The following is a 21,472-nucleotide window of genomic DNA, read 5'->3' as shown; positions in this document are numbered from 1 at the left end:
GGGGCCGCCCACCGGAACGGGAGTAAGACATGACAAAATATGATGCAGAATGGGTGCGCGCCGAAGAGGCAAAGCGTCAGTGGATGGCCGAAAATGGTCTCTATGCGGAAGAAGAAGAGCATTCTTCCTGCGGTGTTGGCCTCGTTGTTTCGGTCAACGGCAAGCGCAGTCGCAAGGTGGTTGAGGCTGGCATCGATGCGCTGAAAGCGATCTGGCACCGTGGCGCGGTGGATGCGGACGGGATGACCGGTGATGGTGCCGGCATTCACGTGCAGATTCCAGCACCGTTCTTCTATGACCAAGTGCGTCGCACCGGTCATGAGCCGCGCGAAGATCAGTTGATGGCAGTGGGCCAAGTCTTTCTGCCGCGCACTGATTTTGGAGCACAAGAACGCTGCCGGACCATCGTCGAAAGCGAAGTCCTGCGGATGGGCTATTACATTTATGGCTGGCGCCATGTGCCGGTGGATGTGACCTGTCTGGGCGAAAAAGCCAACGCGACCCGCCCGGAAATTGAGCAGATCCTGATCTCCAATTCCAAAGGCGTGGATGAGGAAACCTTTGAGCGCGAGCTATATGTGATCCGTCGCCGGATCGAGAAAGCCGCCGCCGCCGCGCAGGTCGGGCAGCTCTATGTGGCCTCGCTGTCCTGCCGGTCGATCATCTACAAGGGCATGATGCTGGCTGAACAGGTTGCCGTTTTCTATCCCGACCTGATGGATGAGCGGTTCGAGAGCGCATTTGCGATCTACCACCAGCGTTACTCCACTAATACCTTCCCGCAGTGGTGGCTGGCCCAGCCATTCCGCATGTTGGCCCACAACGGCGAAATCAACACACTGAAGGGCAATATGAACTGGATGAGGAGCCACGAGATCCGCATGGCCTCTTCGACCTTTGGGGACTACGCCGAGGACATCAAACCGATCGTTGCAAGCGGTTCGTCGGATTCGGCGGCGCTGGACTCGGTGTTTGAGGTGCTGGTGCGTGCCGGGCGCTCTGCGCCGATGGCGAAGACCATGATGGTGCCTGAAAGCTGGTCCAAGCAGGCGGTTGAGCTGCCGCAGGCCTGGCGTGACATGTATTCCTACTGCAATTCCGTGATGGAACCCTGGGATGGCCCCGCCGCGCTGGCGATGACCGATGGCCGCTGGGTCTGCGCGGGGCTGGACCGCAATGGCCTGCGCCCGATGCGCTATGTGGTCACCGGGGACGGGCTGGTGATTGCTGGGTCCGAGGCAGGCATGGTGCCGATTGACGAGGCCACCGTGGTTGAGAAAGGCGCGCTTGGTCCCGGTCAGATGCTGGCCGTTGACATGAAAAAGGGCAAACTGTTCCACGACACTGCAATCAAGAACAAACTGGCCGCCGCGCTCCCATTTGGTGATTGGGTGAAGAAGATCAACGATCTGGACAGCACGCTGGCCACCGCCACCGAAAAGCCGCTGTTCACCGGTGATGAGCTGCGCCGCCGTCAGATTGCCGCTGGCTACACCATCGAAGAGCTGGAGCAGATCCTCGCGCCGATGGCTGAGGATGGCAAGGAAACGCTGGCCTCCATGGGCGATGATACGCCTTCTGCGGTGCTGTCGAAAATGTACCGCCCGCTGAGCCACTTTTTCCGGCAAAACTTCTCTCAGGTGACCAACCCGCCCATCGACTCCTTGCGCGAATACCGCGTGATGTCGCTGAAAACCCGCTTTGGGAACCTCAAAAACGTGCTGGACGAAGACAGCTCTCAGACCGAAATTATCGTTCTGGAAAGCCCCTTTGTCGGCAATTCCCAATGGGATGAGCTGGTCCAGAACCTCAACGCGCCGCTGGCTGAAATCGACTGTAGCTTTGCGCCTGGTCAGGGATCGCTCAACGCGGCCCTTGCCCGGATCCGCGCCGAGGCGGAAGAGGCTGTCAGTTCCGGTGCTCGGCCATATTGTTCTGACCGATCAGCATTCGGGTGAGGGCAGGGTGGCGATGCCGATGATTTTGGCAACGTCTGCCGTGCATTCGCATCTGACCCGCAAGGGGCTGCGCACCTTCTGCTCGCTCAATGTGCGCTCTGCGGAATGCATCGACCCGCATTACTTTGCGGTGCTGATCGGCTGCGGCGCCACTGTGGTCAACGCCTATCTGGCCGAGGATTCGCTGGCCGATCGCATTGAGCGTGGCCTGCTGGACGGCAGCCTGACCGAGAACGTCGCGCGCTACCGCGAGGCCATCGACCAAGGCCTTCTGAAGATCATGGCGAAGATGGGGATCTCAGTGATTTCCTCCTATCGCGGCGGCCTGAACTTTGAGGCGGTGGGCCTCAGCCGCGCCATGTGCGCCGAATTCTTCCCTGGCATGACCAGCCGGATTTCGGGCATTGGCGTAACCGGCATCCAGACCAAGCTGGAAGAGATCCACGCCACCGCTTGGCAGAGCGGTCAGGATGTTCTGCCCATCGGTGGCTTCTACAAAGCCCGCAAATCCGGTGAGACCCATGCGTGGGAAGCGACCTCCATGCATATGATGCAGATGGCCTGCAACCGCGCTTCGTTTGAGCTGTGGAAGCAGTATTCGGCCAAGATGCAGTCGAACCCACCGATCCATCTGCGCGATCTGCTGCAGATCAAACCCATGGGTGAGGCCGTTCCGATTGAGGAAGTTGAATCAATCACTTCGATCCGCAAGCGGTTCGTAACACCCGGCATGTCCCTCGGCGCGCTGTCGCCTGAGGCGCACAAGACCCTGAACGTGGCGATGAACCGTATCGGTGCCAAATCCGACTCGGGCGAGGGTGGGGAAGATCCGGCGCATTTCGTGCCGGAGCCGAACGGCGACAACCCCTCTGCCAAGATCAAACAGGTGGCGTCGGGTCGCTTTGGTGTGACTGCGGAATATCTGAACCAGTGTGAAGAGCTGGAGATCAAGGTGGCCCAGGGCGCCAAGCCCGGTGAGGGCGGCCAGCTGCCGGGGATGAAGGTCACCGACCTGATTGCCCGCCTGCGCCACTCCACCAAAGGTGTGACGCTGATCTCGCCGCCGCCGCACCACGATATCTACTCGATCGAGGATCTGGCGCAGCTGATCTATGACCTGAAGCAGATCAACCCGCGCTGCAAGGTGACGGTGAAGCTGGTGGCGTCTTCCGGCGTTGGCACGATTGCCGCCGGTGTTGCCAAGGCCAAGGCCGACATCATCCTGATCTCGGGTCACAACGGCGGCACTGGCGCCTCGCCTGCGACCTCGATCAAATACGCCGGCCTGCCGTGGGAAATGGGCCTAACAGAGGCGCATCAGGTGCTGGCGATGAACAACTTGCGGGAGCGGGTAACGTTGCGCACCGACGGTGGCCTTCGCACCGGGCGCGATATTGTGATGGCTGCGATGCTGGGCGCCGAGGAATACGGGATCGGCACCGCAGCGCTGATCGCCATGGGCTGCATCATGGTCCGCCAGTGCCAGTCCAACACTTGCCCGGTGGGCGTCTGTACCCAGGATGAAGCCCTGCGTGGCAAGTTCACCGGCAATGCCGATAAGGTCGTGAACCTCATCACTTTCTATGCGCAGGAAGTCCGCGAGATCCTTGCCTCCATCGGTGCCCGTTCTCTGGACGAGGTGATCGGTCGGGCGGATCTTCTGGCCCAGGTGTCCCGTGGCTCTGCGCATCTGGATGATCTGGACCTGAATCCGCTGCTGATCACCGTCGATGGCTCTGCCAATATCGTCTACAACCGTGACAAGGACCGCAATGCGGTGCCCGATACGCTGGACAAGGAAATTGTGCGCGATGCCGCCCGCTTCCTTCAGGATGGTGAGAAGATGCAGCTGTCCTATGCGGTGCAGAACACGCATCGGACCGTTGGCACCCGCACTTCCAGCCATATTGTTCGCAACTTCGGCATGCGCAATACGCTGCAGTCCGATCACCTGACGGTGAAGCTGCAGGGCTCCGCTGGTCAGTCGCTCGGTGCCTTTGCCGCACCGGGTCTGAAGCTGGAAGTGTCCGGTGATGCCAATGACTATGTTGGTAAGGGTCTGTCCGGCGGTACCATCGTCGTGCGCCCGCCGATGGCGTCGCCGCTCAATGCGAGCGAAAACACCATCGTTGGCAACACCGTGCTTTATGGTGCGACGGATGGCTATCTGTTTGCTGCAGGCCGAGCCGGTGAACGCTTTGCCGTCCGTAATTCCGGTGCGAGCGTGGTGGTTGAGGGCTGTGGCGCCTGTGGCTGTGAATACATGACCGGCGGTATCGCGGTGATCCTCGGCTCTATCGGTGCCAACTTCGGTGCGGGTATGACCGGTGGCATGGCCTATATCTATGATCCAGAGGGCAAGTCCGAGACGCTGATGAACATGGAGTCGCTGGTGACCTGTCCGGTGACTGTCGCCCATTGGGAAAATCAGCTGAAAGGTCTGGTCGAACGCCATCTGGAGGAAACCGGCAGCCGCAAGGCCGCTGAAATCCTGCAGCATTGGGACAATGAGAAGGGCAATTTCCTGCAAATCTGCCCGAAGGAAATGCTGAACAAACTGCCGCAGCCTCTGACGCTTGAGGCGACAGCCGTTCCGGCGGAATAGGCCCCGCCACCTCCTCTGCATGTGCCTTGGATGGGCTCCGACCGCTGCTGCGGCCGGGGCCTTTTCACATCTGGAGGCTGTGGTTGGGCAATCTCTTGCGGGCGAAGGGATTTCCCGGTTGGAGCAAGCCTGATCTCTGCCGTATAGAGACCTTATGGCGAAGGCAGCAAAATCATCCGGGGCAAGCAAATCCTCGACCAAGGGCAAACCCCGCAGCAAGGCAACTGCCAAGGGCAAGGTCCGCGCAAAGCTCTCTCCCCGTCGCCTGTTGCGGCGCTGGTTGGGGCGGGCTGCTTTGGGTTTTCTGGTTGTGACGCTGCTGCCGATCCTTCTGTTTTCGGTAATCAACCCGCCAACCACCCATACGATCTGGTCCGAATATCGCCGCCTTGGGGACATTGATCGTGAGTGGGTGCCGATCGAACATATCGCACCGGCGCTGGGGCGGTCGGTTGTCGCGGCAGAGGATGCCCGTTTCTGCCAACATTGGGGCTTGGATGCGCAGGCTATCCGCGCCGCGATTGCCGAGGGCGGCCAGCGCGGTGGCTCGACCATTTCCCAGCAGGTGGTGAAAAATGTCTTTCTCTGGCAGGGCCGCAGCTGGTTCCGCAAGGCGCTGGAAACGCTGATGACCCCGATGGTTGAGGCGGTCTGGACCAAGCGGCGTATCCTTGAGGTTTATCTGAATGTCGCGGAAATGGGCGAGGGGGTGTTTGGCGCCGAGGCTGCGGCGCGGCATTACTTCGGTGTTGGTCCGGATGAGCTGAGCCGCAGGCAGGCCGCCCTTCTGGCCACCGTTTTGCCCAACCCGAAGGAGCGCTCGGCTGCAAAGCCCACCGCGTTCATGCGCAAACGCGCCGCGCAGATCATGGATGGTGCGGCCACCATTCGCGCAGATGGCCGCGCCGCCTGTTTCGAGGATTGAAACTTCTGCCGCTTTTGGGCATTGCTGTCTGACCCCAGCCACCCGCAACAGGAGATCCGCTGTCCCATGGCCCGCCTCTATCATGTGCCCCTCTCCCCCTTTTGCCGCAAAGTGCGCCTGTCGCTGGCCGAAAAGCGGATCGAGGTTGAGCTGGTCGAGGAGCGTTACTGGGAACAAGAGGCGGATTTCCTGCGCCGTAACCCTGCCGCTAAAGTGCCGGTCATCCGTCTCGATGGTAAGCTGATGGCCGAAAGCGCGGCAATCTGCGAATATCTGGAAGAGACACGCCCGGACCCGTCACTGATGCCCAGCGATCCCGAAGGCCGTTATGAGGTGCGCCGCTTGGTCAGTTGGTTCGACGATAAATTCCACCATGAGGTCACCTCCAAACTGCTCTATGAGCGGGTCAACAAAAAGGTGACAGGGCAGGGCTATCCCGACAGCGGCAACGTAAAAGCGGGCGCCCGCGCAATCAAATACCATCTGGATTATCTGGCATGGTTGCTCGATCACCGCCGCTGGCTGGCCGGAGATCAGATGACATTGGCAGACTTCGCGGCCGCTGCACATCTGTCGTCGCTGGATTATATTTCGGACGTCGATTGGAACCGCTCGGCCGTGGTCAAGGACTGGTACGCCAAGATCAAATCGCGCCCGGCCTTCCGCTCAATCCTCGCCGACCAGATCCCAGGCTTCAGCCCACCTGCGCATTACGCCGACTTGGATTTTTGATGTTCGGATTTTTGATATACGGGGATCGGGGGTTACCTGCGCCCTCATGGGGCCAATAGGCCACAATCCACCCCCGAGGATGTGGAATAACTTTGTCACGCCCTCGCCCGAGACAATGCAAGGATGTGATCGAACGCTCAAAACGGCCAGGCGGTTTATTATACACCGACGCTTTGCGAGATTTCAGGAGTGCCCGTGCCATATTTAGGTCCGGCAATCAGCCACAGCTCAGCGCTCGTGAAACGCACGCTGGATCGGATCAGCCAGTGGTGACACGATGTAGTCTAGCACCGTCCGCACATCCGTGCGTATGGATGCGTCGACTTCCATCCCCGCTGTGAGACGCCCGTCGAGCGGCTGCTGCGCTCCGCCTCTTTCTGCAAGAGAAATCCGGGCGCGAAAGAAAGCTTCGCCACGGTCGTTTAGGTGCGAATTTGGCGATACCTCAATCACCTCTCCAATTTGCACGCCATATCTTTTGGCATTGAAAGTTGTGGACTTTAATTCAACAGGGTCGCCGGTGGTGACGTGACCGATGTCGGCGGGGCGGATCTGAACCTCGGCGATCAACCGGTCCTGAGTGGGCAGGGCCTCGGCGATCAATTCGCCTGGTCCGACCACTTCGCCTGGCCCTTTGACGTAGATTTTTTGCACCACCCCAGGCACTGGCGACACAACAGTCAGACGGTTCCGCTGCGCAGCGTTATCTGCAAGTGCCCTTTGAACCAGTGCCAAATCTTCTAGCTCCGTCTCAAGCTCTGCCAACAGTCGGTCGCTGGTACCGGCGACGAACTCTTCTTCCTCCCTGCGCGCTTCTGTCAGACTGCGTTCACCGTCGGCAAGCGCCGACAGAGCTCGTAAGCGATTGCCCTCAATCTCCAGAGTTCTTGCGTCGAAGCGGCTCATCTCCGTTCGGCTGAGCAATCCTTTTTGATTCAAGGTCTGCGCCGCCGCGCTCTCAATCGCAAAGGTCTCTTCCTGCTGAAGCGCGTTGAGGTGAAGTGCACGTTTGATTTCCAGCGAGCGCTCCAGTTCCGAAATCCGTTGTTGAATGCGCCCGCGTGTGGCCTCGAACGCATTCAATTGTGCGAGTAGGCGATGACCATGCTCAAGCTCCGCATGCGCATCCTCCACGGGGAGAATACCGTTAATCACGTCCACGACCGTCTGTAGTCGCACTGTGTTTCGCTCAAGCGCGGCTTCTCTCACTGTCAGACTCTGAAATTCTGCTTCGATGAGGGCTTCAGATAATCGAGCGAGCGGAGCGCCAGCCACGACTTGCTGCCCTTCCTGCACAAGAATTTCTGCCAGAACCCCGCCGTCCAGATGTTCAACCGGGCGCGGATAGGATGTGGGCACAATCGTGCCCTTTGCGTAGGTAAGTTCAGGAAGTTCGGCATTCGCGGCCCAGACCAGCCCGGCGGCGAGCGCTGCAATCAGCACTCGCGCGGTGAGGCGAGAGGTGCTGATAACGGGTCTCTGCACGGCGTTCAGCCCCCTTTTTTGGCCGTCATCCAAGGCGGGCATCCAGACGGAAGCGGGTTCTTGCTGCATCATTTCTGTCCTTCGTTATGGTTGACCTGGAACGCCATGAAGATATGCGGAAACTTTCTCGCGGCCCTTGTTTCCACTGCCACTCAGTACCACGCGGCCCCGGTGCAATGCGACGTAGTGATCGCCAAGTGCAAGATCGTCCGGATGATTGGAGATCAAAAGCGTTGCGCAGGTTGCGCGTCTTCGTGCGATTGCGGCCCTGATTCGCATGGCGTGACGGTCATCGAGCCCTTCGGCTGGCTGATCGAATATACGAAGAGGACCAGGCTGCAGCAGAGCCCTTGCTACCGACAGGCCCTGCTTCAGCTCGTAGGGTAATTTGCTGCTGGCTTCGATGGTCAGCCGCGTGTCCATTCCGTCCGGCAGGGCTTGGATTTCCTCCCTAACTCCAGCCTCATCAAGGACTTTCAATACCCGCGCAGGATCCACACCCGACACGGCCAGCTCAAAGTTCTGCCAGATGGTTCCGTAGAAAAACGCTGGGGTTTGCGGTGCAAAAGCAATAGCCCTGCGCAAATCGTCGGCCGGGATCTGGCGCAAGTCAGCACTGTCGAATAATACGCGCCCTGCGCTCAGTTCGTGTAATCCGGCGATAGTTTCCGCCAAGATCGTTTTGCCGGACAGATTGGGCCCGGAAAGTACGGTGATCTCGCCCATATTGATCTTTAAGCCTGCGCCAGACAGAGACAGGTCTCTGGAGCCGGGTAAGCGCAGTGACGCCTGCTCTACCACGATGGGCGGTTTCACACTCGCACCATGATGCGGCGCCACCCCGCGCCGGATTTCCTCTCGCAAAGTGAGCACGCTGTCGATATCCCGCAGGCTATGGCGGGCAGCAACTGCTTGGCCCAGGGCTCGGCCCAAAGATTGAACCGGAGCCAAGAACCTCCAAATCACGACCAGGATAGCGACAAAGCCTCCGACGGTGAGGTCGCCTTGGATGGCCATTCTTGTCGCAAGCAACCCGCCGGAAATGCCGGCAATCAAGACGATTGATTGCGACACATGTGCGGATAGCTCTATCATGAACTGCTGACGCATCACGTCATCCAGAGCCAAGGAAATGCGCTGACGAAAACGTTGCCGCCAAGGCGTTTGGCTGTGCAGGCGGCTCAAATGCAATCGTTCATTGACAACGGTTTCGCTGACTTTTCGTAAATCCCTGGCGGAGTCATTCGATAGCTTCTCAAGTCGGCGCAATTGTGGAGCTAGGCCAATAAGAAGACCCACTTTTACCAGCGCAGCCGTCAGGGCGACCAATCCAACCGGTGGGGCGATAAAAAACAGGGCAGCTCCGAAAACTACAACGAATGGAATGTCTAACCCGACTTGCACTAAAGGTCCGACCAGTGCTTCTCTTACGGCCTCGAATTGCTTCAGACGTGCCCTTTGCTGCTCCACAGGTGCGCTGGTGAGTGAGTCCAGCGGAAACACCATGAGTTTATTCAGCAAAGCAAGGCTCAGTCGGTGCTCCAGTTGAGCCGCCAATCGGACGAGGGTCTGACTTCGGATGCGGCGGATTGCAATCTCTGTGGCGAAAGCGAGTAATAGACCACTTGCCAGAACGAAAATCACACTCGACGTGCTTAGCTGGTATCGCACGGTTATAGACCAGGATAACGAACACTGGGGTCAGCAATCCCGCGAGGTTTATTGCCAAGGATGCAAACAGCAGCGACCAAATATGGGATCGAAGTCCTTGCAAGAGAATTGTAACACTCCCCGCAGCAGGCCGCCGCCCCGCAACTCCAGAAGATATAACCGAAATCTTGGATTCACCTGGTTTTATTCCGCTTGGGTCAAATGGGCCGCCTGCTAGGCGGAAACTGCCGCTACGCGCAATAAACAGACCAAGGTCGGACGGACTGGGCGCTGCCGGAGCGTCCTTCTCGGTTCTTGAAAACGGTACTTTGAGTGCGACCAGGGCGTCGCATAGATCCCATCCGTCAAAAGTCTGACGGGCATGCGGCAGTGCCGCGCGAATGCGTGCGGGGTCAGCATCCCAATCTGAATGGTCCAGCAAAAGACCCAGGAGTGCCTCTGCTTGAGCCGCATCTGATTGAGGTGTCGGTATAGAGGCCTTTTGCAAATCCTCTGCTATGCCCGCTTGGGCATCAAAGACGGGCTCTGCCGACCAAAAGTCAGGTAATGTGTTCGACGTATTCATGAATACACCTAGCTGTATCTGGATGAAGCTGCGGGATGTCCGGTTCGGAGCTGAGCTAGCGGCTCTTGGGTATTTCAGGGCGCAAAGTAACTGTGCAATCAGCAGCTTGTCTGAGCGCTGCATCTGGACGGGTCAGTACACAGGTCATACGACCCTTGAGTGAAATCAACAGTTCAGCAACAGCTCGTTGGCCCGTTGGGTCCAGGTCTGAAAGCGGGTCTTCCAACAGCAGAATGTGCGGTCGTTGCGCTAAGGCCCTAGTCAGAGCTAGGCGCCGGTAAAAGCCTGGGCTTCCAGTCCCGCGGCGGTCGCTTGATAGGGTGCTCTGAAGGTCATCTGGCAGTTGCGCTATTTGTCTGGCCAGCCCCAGTTCCAGTGCGGTTTTCTGCAATTCGTTGTCGGGAGTCGCTAGACTGAAACCAGTCAGGTTCTGAAGTATCTTTCCTTCCAGAATAACTGGTTCCCTTGGCTCAAACACAAGCCCCTGCGGAGCGGCGATTACACTGGTCTCCAGCTTAGCCGTAGCCGTCCAGGAAGACGCTGCCTTCGTCCGGCTGCAGCTCTCCCGCGAGCAATTGTAACAGGCAGCCTCTGCGCGAAGACAGCGGACCATCTACCACCACTAACTGGCCGGGAGAGGCAGAAAAACTAACATTGCGGAAGTGGAAACCGCTTCCGTCTTCCCTCCGTAGCCCAAGGTTCGTTACTGACAGGCCACCGCTGACAGTATCGCGCTGTCGGTGGGCATCATCAGTACGGGCGTCTGCCACTTCCGCCAGGCCCGAGAACCGTGCGGCGGCATCGTCTCTCGCCGCACTCAGAAACGTGAGCTGGATGACAGGTTGTACTGCCCGTCCGGTTAGCAGCATGCAAGCCGCCAGTTCGGCCACAGAGAACGTGCTTTGAATGGCCAAGACACCACCTGCTGCACAGGTCAGTACGGTGGCAATCTGGGCGCCCATACTGGCGGCCCCGATGCTACCGCCGCTAAGTCGAATAAGTTTTTCACTTGATACTGAAGAGCTGGCCTGCAGCAATTCGTAGCGCCGCAGCATCTGATGTTCCAATCCGAGAAGCTTAACCAATCTGGATTGCTGCAGTACTTCCGATAGGAAGGACATCCTGCGGCGATCATACTCACGCCGCTTTCTCGATGCATCGCGATAGGCAGGGCGCAGAGTTGCTGCGAAAATCAACAGTCCTAGCATGACGCTGAGCGGCGCAAGCACCAGCCAGCCACCAAGCCCCGCAATGATCAGCAGAAAGAGACCGGAAAACACAAGATCAACGGTCACCTTGACCACCTGCTCTTGCACAGCTTGGCGCAGCCCCAGCAACCCCATCAGGCGCTCCACTGTAGCTTCTTTACCCAGACGGTCCAGAGCCTTAGGCGATCCCTCAAAGAGCGCCTGCGTGACATCCATGCTGATTTGATGACCCCGCTGACGTGCAGCCTCCAGAACGAAGTGGGCTCGGGCTACTTTGAGCAAGAGGTCGATTGTGATAACCCCCAACATCGCAAGAAAAATGCCGAACAGAGTTCCGTAGGAACCATTGGGAATGACCCGGTCAAAAACTTGCAGCAAGGCCAATGGCATCGCAAGTGTCAGCATGTTGATGACAACGCCCGATACAACTGAATCCACGTCGATACCGCGCCAGCTTGCCTGGACAGATGGTACCTCTGCCTGGTCTACACTAACCATCGGCAACCCCCAAAAACACATATACTCGATAAAAACTTTACAAGCTAAGCTGACACTCTTGGCCTTTACAGGCAGTTAAATCTCCTTCGATGAGGAAAACTACTTTTAGTGGAGTTGAATCTTTATATAGATCGTTTAAGGTGTTTTTATTTTGTACCGTTACGTCGTTTGGTGTCAGTTCAAAAGATCTGAAATTCGCTACGATTTTAACATTTTTTGGTTCAGCATGTTACGCTGTAGGAGAGTACAATGGTGGGAGAGGCCCTGATCAGTCCGGTGTGTTTCAGAACTCTGGGTCCAAGAGACGCAGCGATTTGCATCAGGAAACAGAGCGTGAACTAAGCGTGAAAACTGCAAACACGGCTCCCACATTTGGCGAAACAGACGGGGACTATGACCCAGAACGCCAAGCGCTGCTTCATCAGGGTACGGCCCAGTTTCAAAAGATCGAGGAAGAGGCACCGCCGCCACCTGACAATCGTCCTGCCCCAGATGAAATTGTAAACAACTATACGGAAATCAATTCGCCTTCGTCTGGCAAGACGGAGTTCACATCTTCGCAACAGGGCTTCCTTTCTCGCGATCTGCCGGGCGACAACGGCGCTCTTGGTGTATCCGGTGGCCAGCAAGCTCAATTGTTCACAGGCAACCCGGCAACTGGCGCGGTCGAGGGACCACAGGGAACCGGACAGCAATCTGCTGCTGTGCCTCCGCCAGGGGAAGGTGAACAGCCAACCAGGGCAGTAGGAACCAAGCCTGTTGCTGATCCCCAATCAGTCGGACCGAGCTTTGAGCCCGATTCGTCACCGGAAACAACAGATATCGATGAGGCGCCGGAAGGGCTATCGCTCAGCAGCAGCGTGGTGGCGGAGAATGCGGCGGGGGCGGCCATCGGCACGCTCACCGCCAGCGACCCGGAAGGCGGGGCGCTCACATTCACCGTGGATGACGCCCGCTTTGAAGTGCAGGGCGATGGCACGCTGAAGCTGAAGGATGGCATCAGCCTCGACTATGAGGCGGAACCCAGCGTGACGGTGACGGTGACCGCGACGGATGCGGGCGGCAACAGCTCCGATCAGGCCTTCACCCTGACGGTGGCGGATGTGGATGAGGCGCCGGAAGGGCTGTCGCTCAGCAGCAGCGTGGTGGCGGAGAATGCAGCGGGCGCGGCCATCGGCACGCTCACCGCCAGCGATCCCGAGGGCGGGGCGCTCACATTCACCGTGGACGATGCCCGCTTTGAGGTGCAGGGCGATGGCACGCTGAAGCTTAAGGATGGCATCAGCCTCGACTATGAGGCGGAACCCAGCGTGACGGTGACGGTGACCGCGACGGATGCGGGCGGCAATAGCTCTGATCAGGCCTTCATCCTGACGGTCACAGATGTGGATGAGGCGCCGGAAGGGCTGTTGCTCAGCAGCAGCGTTGTGGCGGAGAATGCAGCGGGGGCGGCCATCGGCACCCTCACCGCCAGCGACCCCGAAGGCGGGGCGCTCACATTCACCGTGGATGACGCGCGGTTTGAAGTACAGGGCGATGGCACGTTGAAGCTGAAGGATGGCATCAGTCTCGACTATGAGGCGGAGCCCAGTGTGACAGTGACGGTGACCGCGACGGATGCGGGCGGCAACAGCTCGGATCAGGCCTTCACCCTGACGGTGAGTGATGTGGATGAGGCGCCGGAAGGGCTGTCGCTCAGCAGCAGCGTTGTGGCGGAGAATGCGGCGGGGGCGGCCATCGGCACCCTCACCGCCAGCGACCCCGCAGGCGGGGCGCTCACATTCACCGTGGATGATGCGCGGTTTGAGGTGCAAGGCGATGGCACGCTGAAGCTGAAGGACGGCATCAGCCTGGATTATGAGGCGGAACCCAGCGTGACGGTCACCGTGACTGCGACGGATGCGGGGGGCAACAGCTCCGATCAGCAATTCAATGTTTCAGTCACTGATGTGCCGGTCGTTCCGGCCACTGTTACGGTCAACACCAGCTTTCATGTTGAGCAGATCGCAGTTGTCGATGGCGTGTTGAATATCCTCGATATCGACTACAACAGTGATCCGCTGGACGAAATTTACACACAGACAATCGATTTCCCGAGCACGCCCTTTACCTTTTTTGATCTGCTGTCACCGGATGTTTTTGCAACTAAGGTCACTGGGCGGATCGATGTTTCCGAGGCGGGGAGCTATGAATTTAGGTTAACCACCGGTGATACCGCGATTGTCTGGATTGATGGCGTGTCGACGATCGTCAAAGCTGTTGAGGGTTTGGTGACTGTTGAACTGGGAAGCTGCAGCTTGTCTGCGGGTGAGCATGAGATTGTCATCTATCATCTGGACCTGAATGGCGACGCAGAGATGAGCTTGGAATGGCGCGCGCCCGGGGAGGCTGATTTCAGCTTGGTCACACCGAGTCCGCACGGCTCGATTGAGAATAACGATGATGCAGGGTTCATCGTTGATATAGACACAGGCACTTCAACTCTGGAGGCGGTCAAACTGACTGGTGTGCCGGATAACTGGATCTTCAGCGCGGGAGAGGAGACCGCAGTTGCTGCGGGTGGCGAAATTGATGTCACCGGTTGGGATCTGTCACAGTTGGTGATCGCGCCAGCTTCTGATGATTTGGGGACCGTCACACTTGATCTGGAGACAACGCTGCGTTCCCCAGATGGCGAGGTGGAGACCAGCACGACAAGTTTCGACGTGAATGTGGTGCCGGAAGATGGCATCTTGCTCGACCTTGATATCGATCTGGGGATAATCGGCGTGGGATTGGATCTGGGCCTCGGCGCTGGGCCGCCGGATATTACGCTGGCGGCGAATGTACTGGCGCCAGATGAAGAACTGTCAGCGCCGTTCGATGGTCCCCCTGTCACGCCCGTTGAAGACCACGGTTTGCCCGCATTGTTCTGATGTTTGCTTGGATCTCACTTCAGTTATCAGGCGTCGCTATTGGGTGACCCTATGACTGTCGGAGGGCATGGTATTCTCTCCAGTGCCAAGATCGCGCACCGATTTTGATTCGCTAGAGAAGGCAGTACACAGCATTCCTGTCCAAGGGGGTCGGTTTTCTCCGAATGAGGAGGCTTGCGAAGAAAAGAACACAGCGCGTATCTGAAAACCCGTCACCTTCGTGGGCGAGTCCCCAGATTTTTCCCAGAATGCGCTGACCCGCGTTCTGCGAGCGCGTACGGAAAAATTTTCTGCTTTCGGTGTGCGTTGCGCGAAAATTGGCTTTTGCTAACGCAGTGCCGAATGGCTGATTAAAGATCACTTTAGGTATGTTTGGCCAGAAGAGGATGGTTATGGGGTTAGCTTTTGTCGCCCTGTGTCACTGAGCGACCAGGCTGACGTGCCTTCAAAGACAGCTGTGGTGAGCGGTTTGCCGTAGCCCGCCCCCGTGTCGAGGTTGATACGATTGCCGTAATGCGTGGGTGTATCGACCGGTGTATGGCCGTGGATGATTAGTTTTGGATGCTGGTCGGTGTGTCTATGGAAAGGTTGGCGGATCCACACCAGATCGTTTTCGGCTTGCTTGTCCAAAGGAACGCCAGGCTTGATCCCTGCGTGGACAAAGGCGAGATCATCGGTCTGGTGCATTGCTTTCAACGCCTGAAGGAAGGTGATGTGGCGATCGGGTACGGCGGCTCTTGCTGCGGCATGGACCTCCTCCAGTCGAGTGCGTTCAGGAACAGCAACGCCATAGCTTTCCAGGGTTTCGATCCCGCCGATACGCTCATGCAGCCAGTGATAGCCAACCAGCATATGGGGATCTTGGCGGGGGATATCTTCCATGAACCATGCAAACATGCGGTCGTGATTGCCAAGGAGCGTGATCCAGTCCCGTCCTTCAGCCTGTCCACGGATCAGCAGATCAATGACACCCCGACTATCAGGGCCGCGGTCGATAAAATCCCCCAGGAACACGACCGGTGCGTCGCGGCCGCCGTCTGCTTCGATACGTTCCAGTGCCTGTTCCAACATCTCCAGCTGGCCGTGAATATCACCAATGGCGTAGATTGGGCTGGTCGTAGATCTGGTCATAGGACAGGGGCTCCTCGGGGCGTCATCAACAGAGGCAAAACGGAAAATGCGCCGCCCTTATACTCGGGCGACGCATCTGCTTAAACCAAAACTGAGCTAGACATCAGCTGACATCGAACTGCAGGGGCTTGATCTGGTTGAAAAACTCGGTTTCTGCCAAAGCGGCGCGAGCAGCTGCGGGCACCGGTTCATCAACGTAGAGAAGCGCGATGGCCTCTCCGCCAGCCTCGGACCGGCCAAGGGTAAAGTTGGCGATATTGACGCCCATATCGCCCAGGATCTGCCCCAGTGTCCCAATGATGCCCGGGACATCTTCGTTGGTGGTATAGAGCATATGCGCCCCGACCTCGGCATCAATGTTGATGCCTTTGATCTGGATGAAGCGCGGCTTGCCGTCGGAGAACACCGTCCCGGCCACCGAACGCTCGCGCTTGCTGGTGACCACCGTGACCTTGATATAGCCATCGAAGGTGCCGGATTTATCCTGATTGGTGGTGGAAATCTGGATCCCGCGTTCGCGGGCCACCACCGGGGCGGAGACCATGTTCACGTCCGGGTTCAGCTTCTTCATGATGCCTGCGACAACCGAGCAGTTCAGTGCGGCAAGGTTCATCTCGGAGGCAACACCGTCATATAGGATGTTGATCGCCTGAATGGGTTCATCCGTCATCTGCCCGATGAAGCCGCCGAGATGGCCGGAAAGGGCGACCCATGGGCCCATGACGCGGGCTTCCTCAGCGGTCATAGAGGGCATGTTCAGCGCATTCTCGACAGCGCCATCCAGCAAATAGTTGGACATCTGTTCCGCGACCTGCAGGGCAACATTCTCCTGCGCCTCACTGGTGGCGGCGCCCAGATGCGGGGTGCAGACCACGTTCGGCAGCCCAAACAATGGATTGGTTTTGGCCGGTTCTTCGGAGAAGACATCGAAGGCCGCGCTCGACGACATGGCCAGAGGTCAGCAACTCTGCCAGGGCGGCCTCATCTACCAGCCCGCCACGGGCACAGTTGATGATCCGCACGCCTTTCTTGGTCTTCTCCAGGTTTTCCTTGGACAGGATATTCCGGGTCTGATCGGTCAGCGGCACATGCAGGGTGATGAAATCGGCCCGCGCGAGCAGCTCATCCAACTCGACCTTCTCCACGCCGATCTTGTCAGCCTTCTCCTGGCTGAGGAAGGGATCGTAAGCGACGACTTTCATCTTCAACCCACGCGCGCGATCACAGACGATGCCGCCGATATTGCCAGCCCCAATCACGCCAAGGGTTTTGTTGGTCAGCTCAACCCCCATGAATTTGGATTTCTCCCATTTTCCGGCATGGGTCGAGGCGGAGGCCTCAGGGATCTGTCGCGCGACAGCAAACATCATGGCGATGGCATGCTCAGCGGTGGTGATCATGTTGCCAAAAGGCGTGTTCATCACGATCACGCCCTTCTGCGAGGCGGCATCCTTGTCGATATTATCGGTGCCGATGCCGAGCGCGGGCGATCACCTTGAGGTTGGTGGCATTGTCGAGAATCTTCTGCGTCACCTTGGTGGCCGAACGGATCGCAAGCCCGTCGTAGTCGCCGATGATTGCGGCCAGCTTGTCCTTGTCTTTGCCAAGGTCGGGCTGGAAATCAACGTCGATACCGCGATCACGGAAAATCTGAACAGCGGCTTCGGACAGCTTGTCGGAAATGAGAACTTTGGGAGCCATGGGTTAGGTCCTTCATGCGGGGGCCGGTTGGGCCGAATGTCTGGAATGACGCCGCGCTCGGCGTCAGGGTATATGGTGCCTGCCCGATGTGGTTGGTCGGGCAGGCGGCGTCTTGATCAGGCCGCTGCCGATTGTGCTGCGATTTCGACCTCAAAGGCCCATTCGAGCCAGGGCAGCATGGCCTCGATATCTGAGGTCTCAACCGTGCCGCCGCACCAGATGCGCAGGCTGGCACGGCGCGTCGCGATAGGCGCCGATGTCCAGAGCGATGTTCTCCGCCTCCAGCCGCTTGGCGATTGCCTTGGCAAATACAGCGCCGTCCTGAATGCGGGGATCGGTGAACTTCAGGCAGACTGAGGTGTTTGACCGTGTCGCGACATCCGTTGCCAGATTGGCGATCCAGGGGCGGTTGGCACAGAAGTTGAAGATCGCCTGGGCATTTGCGTCCGCGCGCGCCTTCAACCCGTCCAGACCACCAACAGACCGCGCCCAGTCCAGCGCCAGCAGGTAATCCTCAACCGCCAGCATGGACGGTGTATTGATCGTCGCCCCCTTGAAGATACCGTCGATCAGCTTGCCGCCTTTGGTCAGGCGGAAGATCTTCGGCAGGGGCCAGGCTGGGGTATAGCTTTCCAGCCGTTCGACCGCGCGCGGGGACAGGATGATCATGCCATGTGCGGCCTCACCACCCAGAACTTTCTGCCAGGAGAAGGTGGTCACATCCAGTTTGTCCCACGGCAGATCCTGCGCAAAGGCGGCAGAGGTCGCATCGCAGATGGTCAGCCCTGCACGATCTGCCGGGATCCAGTCGCCATTGGGAACCCGTACGCCGGAGGTGGTGCCGTTCCAGGTGAAAACGACGTCATTGTTGAAATCGACAGAGGCCAGATCGACCAGCTCACCGTAGTCGGCGGTCTTCACAACCGCGTCCAGTTTCAGCTGTTTGACAACATCCGTAACCCAGCCCGCGCCAAAGCTTTCCCAGGCCAGCATCTCCGCACCGCGCGCGCCCAGCAGGTTCCACATCGCCATCTCGACCGCACCAGTGTCCGAGGCAGGCACGATGCCAATGCGGTAATCCGCCGGTACGCCGAGGATTTCGCGCGTGCCTTCAATTGCGGCGAGCAGCTTGTCCTTGCCAACGGCAGCACGGTGGCTGCGGCCCAAGGGCGCGCCTGCAAGTTTGGTCAGATCAAATGCGGGGGGTTTGGCGCAGGGGCCAGAAGAAAAACGCGGATTACCCGGCCGCGTTGCCGGTTGTTCAATAGCCATTACTGCTATCCTTCCAGATAAGCGCCTCTCGTTGGGGAGAGGTGTCCCACAGATAGGGCTACTGGCTGAAATCCGGACCGGCAACAGGGAAAACGACAGATAGCGGCCATTTTGGGATCATTCACGACCTGTTGTGACGCCTTTCGGAAACAGATGTATCCCAGGGCGGCAGGCCGACGTGATGTGCGACGCTGGCAGCACAGTTCTGGCATCGGGGTGGATTCGAGGGCTTGGCGATAGTGGGCGTGCGGGCGTATGACGGGCGCAACCCCGCCCAAATGGAGCCTGCCGATGTTTGTTGCCACCCTGCTTTGCAATCCTAAAAACCCCTGCCTTGCGCCTGCGCTTGTCGACTCTCTGCGCAATGCCTGGGGTGGTGGGGACGCACAGTGGCTGGCACCCGATATTGCTGCGGAGTTCTCTTTGGAGCGGTTGCCGGACAACCAATGGGAGGTCTGGGCCGATCTGCAGGATCTGGGCGTTGATCTGGTGGTTCAGCCAAGGGAGGGGCGTCGCAAGAAGATGCTGCTGGCCGATATGGACAGCACCATGATCCAACAGGAGTGTATTGATGAGCTGGCCGAGGAGGCGGGCGTCGGTTCGCGTGTTAAGGAGATCACCGCACGCGCCATGAATGGTGAGCTGGATTTCGACGGCGCCCTGCGGGAGCGCGTGGCGCTGCTGAAAGGGCTGCCTGTCGAAGTGATTGCTCAGGTTCTGGATCGTCGCATTACCTTGATGCCTGGTGGGCCCGCGCTGCTGGCTACGATGAAGGCTGACGGCGCCTATGCGGCGCTGGTGTCTGGCGGGTTCACCGCCTTCACCTCACGGGTGGCAGAGCAGCTGGGATTCGATGAGAACCGTGCCAATACGTTGCTGGTCGCCGATGGGTTGCTCACTGGCGAGGTTGGTATGCCGATTCTGGGGCGCGCTGCCAAGGTTGAGGCGCTGGAACAGATCACCGCCCGCCTCGGGTTGAGCGAGGCGGATGTCATGGCGGTCGGTGACGGGGCCAATGATCTCGGCATGTTGGGCCGGGCAGGTGCAGGGGTTGCCTTGCACGCCAAACCATCCGTGGCCGCAGAATGTGATATCCGTATCAACCATGGCGATCTGACGGCACTGCTTTATCTCCAGGGCTATGCCCGGACTGATTTCAAGGGCTGATTTTATGTTCGAAGTGGGGTTTGATCTCCTGCTGCTGTTGATGGCAGCGGGGTTTGCGGCTGGGTTTATTGATGCGGTTGCGGGCGGTGGAGGGCTGATCACGGTGCCTGTATTGCTGCTGGCCGGTGCCAATCCCATTACCGCTTTGGCGACCAACAAGATTCAAGGGTTGTTTGGAGCCGCCACCGCGGCGATCAGCTATTCCCGCGGCGGTCATGTTGACCTGCGGGCGCAGGCTGGTTCGGCTCTGATCGCGGGCCTTGCCTCAATCTGCGGCGCGCTGTTGATATCCGTTCTGCCGACAACGTGGATCCGATGGATCCTGCCGTTGCTGCTAATTGGGATCGCGGTTTTCTTTGCCACCAAAAAGGGGTTGGATGACAGCGACCGGGCACGGCGTCTTTCGCCGACGCTGTTTGCAGTCACAATCGTACCGCTCTGCGGGCTCTATGATGGTCTTCTGGGGCCTGGGGCTAGGCAGTTTCTACATGCTCGGCTTCGTGTCGCTGGCCGGTTTCGGCATCTTGCGGGCGACCGCACATACGAAGTTGCTGAATTTTGCATCCAACGCTGGCGCGCTTCTGGCCTTTGCCTTTGTTGCGACCCCTTGGTGGGGTGTGGGGCTGGCCATGGGTGCTGCGCAGATTGCCGGTGCACGCGTGGGCGCGGGGATGGCGCAGAAACAGGGTGCACGGATGATCAAGCCGTTGCTGGTGGTAACATCGGTCGTACTGGCGTTGCGGCTTTTGTGGGACATGCTGTGACCGTCTGAGTTTCAAAGCAGCGCCAATGTTTTGTCCGGGTGACGAGTGGTTTTAAATTTAACCTATCTATTAATTAACTGATGTGTTAATGTCATCGGCATGACACCTCTGCTCAAATCCTTTTCCGCGCTGTCTGACGGCACCCGCATGGCCATCGTTGAACAGTTGATGGAACACGGCGAATTGCCCGCTGGGGATCTTGTGCGCGGATCGGGGATCACGGCGCTAAGCAGTCTCTCGGCACCTCAAGGCCCTGCGCGAGGCAGGGCTGGTTGCGCAGCGTGCCGATGGAACGCGCCGATTGTATTCTGCGCGACCTGAGGGGCTGAAGCTGATCGCGGATTGGACCATGTCGCGCCAGTCGTTCTGGCAAAACAGCCTTGATCGGCTGGAGGCGGCGTTAAGGGAGGAAATAGAATGACAGATCTGCGATTGGAGCGCGACTTTTCCGTGTCACCGGAGCGCCTGTTTGCCTGGATCAGCGACACCGAAAAGCTGCTGCAATGGTGGGGGCCAGAGGGGATGACCGTGCCCGAATACACGCTGAATTTTCATCAGGAGGGGCCATGGTCCACGGTCATGACCAATGCCGATGGGGAGCGCTACCATGTGTCCGGCGTGGTTACCCATGTCCGGCCGCCGCAATCAATCGGGTTTACCTGGGGGTGGCACGATGAGACCGGCGCGCGGGGACACGAAAGCCATGTGACCCTGACCGTTGAGGCTGTCGAGGCTTAGCGCCCGCCTCGTCATCGACCATCGCGATCTGGACAGTTCCGAACAGGCCGCAGGTCATCAAAAAGGGTGGGAATCAACCCTGCGCAAACTGGCGTCCAAGATCCAGTAGTTCTGGCAGGTGCAGGCAGCTGCGAGTG

10 protein-coding genes and 5 pseudogenes are annotated in these 21,472 nt (G+C 58.6%); 8 read left to right on the top strand and 7 right to left on the bottom strand.

Features of this window, described 5'->3' with window-relative positions:
* Window positions 1-29 precede the first annotated feature (29 nt).
* From gltB to L0Z65_RS13455, 3 genes and pseudogenes are all read left to right on the top strand, one after another.
* A pseudogene (gene gltB, locus L0Z65_RS13465) lies at window positions 30-4,563 on the top strand (glutamate synthase large subunit).
* 154 nt (window positions 4,564-4,717) lie between these two features.
* Window positions 4,718-5,488, top strand: a complete 771-nt coding sequence (mtgA, locus tag L0Z65_RS13460) for a monofunctional biosynthetic peptidoglycan transglycosylase (RefSeq protein ID WP_040174978.1) — start codon at window positions 4,718-4,720, stop codon at window positions 5,486-5,488.
* A 66-nt stretch (window positions 5,489-5,554) separates the two neighbouring features.
* Window positions 5,555-6,220, top strand: a complete 666-nt coding sequence (locus L0Z65_RS13455) for a glutathione S-transferase family protein (RefSeq protein ID WP_040174976.1) — start codon at window positions 5,555-5,557, stop codon at window positions 6,218-6,220.
* A gap of 228 nt (window positions 6,221-6,448) precedes the next feature.
* Here L0Z65_RS13455 and L0Z65_RS13450 read toward each other — a convergent pair whose 3' ends face one another.
* From L0Z65_RS13450 to L0Z65_RS13435, 4 genes are all read right to left on the bottom strand, one after another.
* Entirely contained in the window at window positions 6,449-7,774 is a 1,326-nt protein-coding gene (locus L0Z65_RS13450) for an HlyD family type I secretion periplasmic adaptor subunit (RefSeq protein WP_405108399.1), read from the bottom strand.
* Between the two features lie 15 nt (window positions 7,775-7,789).
* On the bottom strand, window positions 7,790-9,286 hold the full coding sequence (locus tag L0Z65_RS13445) for an ATP-binding cassette domain-containing protein (protein WP_405112556.1): 1,497 nt from the start codon (window positions 9,284-9,286) through the stop codon (window positions 7,790-7,792).
* Complete coding sequence (locus L0Z65_RS13440) at window positions 9,216-10,064, bottom strand: hypothetical protein (protein WP_405112613.1); 849 nt, start codon at window positions 10,062-10,064, stop codon at window positions 9,216-9,218. Before L0Z65_RS13440 ends, L0Z65_RS13445 begins: the two co-directional genes overlap by 71 nt.
* A 392-nt stretch (window positions 10,065-10,456) precedes the next feature.
* Complete coding sequence (locus L0Z65_RS13435; protein ID WP_405108396.1) at window positions 10,457-11,647, bottom strand: ABC transporter transmembrane domain-containing protein; 1,191 nt, start codon at window positions 11,645-11,647, stop codon at window positions 10,457-10,459.
* 863 nt (window positions 11,648-12,510) lie between these two features.
* Here L0Z65_RS13435 and L0Z65_RS13430 point away from each other — a divergent pair.
* Window positions 12,511-14,562, top strand: a complete 2,052-nt coding sequence (locus tag L0Z65_RS13430) for a PA14 domain-containing protein (RefSeq protein ID WP_405108393.1) — start codon at window positions 12,511-12,513, stop codon at window positions 14,560-14,562.
* A gap of 390 nt (window positions 14,563-14,952) precedes the next feature.
* Here L0Z65_RS13430 and L0Z65_RS13425 read toward each other — a convergent pair whose 3' ends face one another.
* The 3 genes and pseudogenes from L0Z65_RS13425 to L0Z65_RS13415 all read right to left on the bottom strand — a co-directional run bounded on the left by L0Z65_RS13425 (window position 14,953) and on the right by L0Z65_RS13415 (window position 18,666).
* Window positions 14,953-15,693: a metallophosphoesterase family protein gene (locus L0Z65_RS13425; RefSeq protein WP_405108390.1), complete on the bottom strand. Its 741-nt coding sequence runs from the start codon at window positions 15,691-15,693 to the stop codon at window positions 14,953-14,955.
* Between the two features lie 103 nt (window positions 15,694-15,796).
* Window positions 15,797-17,394, bottom strand: a pseudogene (serA, locus tag L0Z65_RS13420) (phosphoglycerate dehydrogenase).
* A 116-nt stretch (window positions 17,395-17,510) separates the two neighbouring features.
* Window positions 17,511-18,666 (bottom strand): annotated as a pseudogene (locus L0Z65_RS13415) (phosphoserine transaminase).
* A 291-nt stretch (window positions 18,667-18,957) separates the two neighbouring features.
* Here L0Z65_RS13415 and serB point away from each other — a divergent pair.
* The 4 genes and pseudogenes from serB (at window position 18,958) to L0Z65_RS13395 (ending at window position 21,335) form a co-directional block, all read left to right on the top strand.
* A complete protein-coding gene (gene serB / locus L0Z65_RS13410) occupies window positions 18,958-19,833 on the top strand; it encodes a phosphoserine phosphatase SerB (protein WP_405108387.1) in 876 nt (291 codons plus the stop codon).
* Between the two features lie 4 nt (window positions 19,834-19,837).
* Window positions 19,838-20,597 (top strand): annotated as a pseudogene (locus L0Z65_RS13405) (TSUP family transporter).
* A 99-nt stretch (window positions 20,598-20,696) separates the two neighbouring features.
* Window positions 20,697-21,018: pseudogene (locus L0Z65_RS13400) on the top strand (ArsR/SmtB family transcription factor).
* Window positions 21,015-21,335 carry an SRPBCC domain-containing protein gene (locus L0Z65_RS13395; protein ID WP_405108384.1) on the top strand — a complete coding sequence of 107 codons (321 nt, stop codon included), beginning with the start codon at window positions 21,015-21,017 and terminating at the stop codon, window positions 21,333-21,335. Before L0Z65_RS13400 ends, L0Z65_RS13395 begins: the two are co-directional and overlap by 4 nt.
* The last annotated feature ends 137 nt before the right edge of the window (window positions 21,336-21,472 follow it).

The sequence above is a fragment of the Phaeobacter sp. BS52 genome (assembly GCF_045040595.1).
Classification (GTDB): Bacteria; Pseudomonadota; Alphaproteobacteria; order Rhodobacterales; family Rhodobacteraceae; genus Phaeobacter; species Phaeobacter piscinae.
The sequence above is the reverse complement of the archived record's forward strand: the minus strand, read 5'-3'. Positions and strand labels throughout refer to the sequence as shown.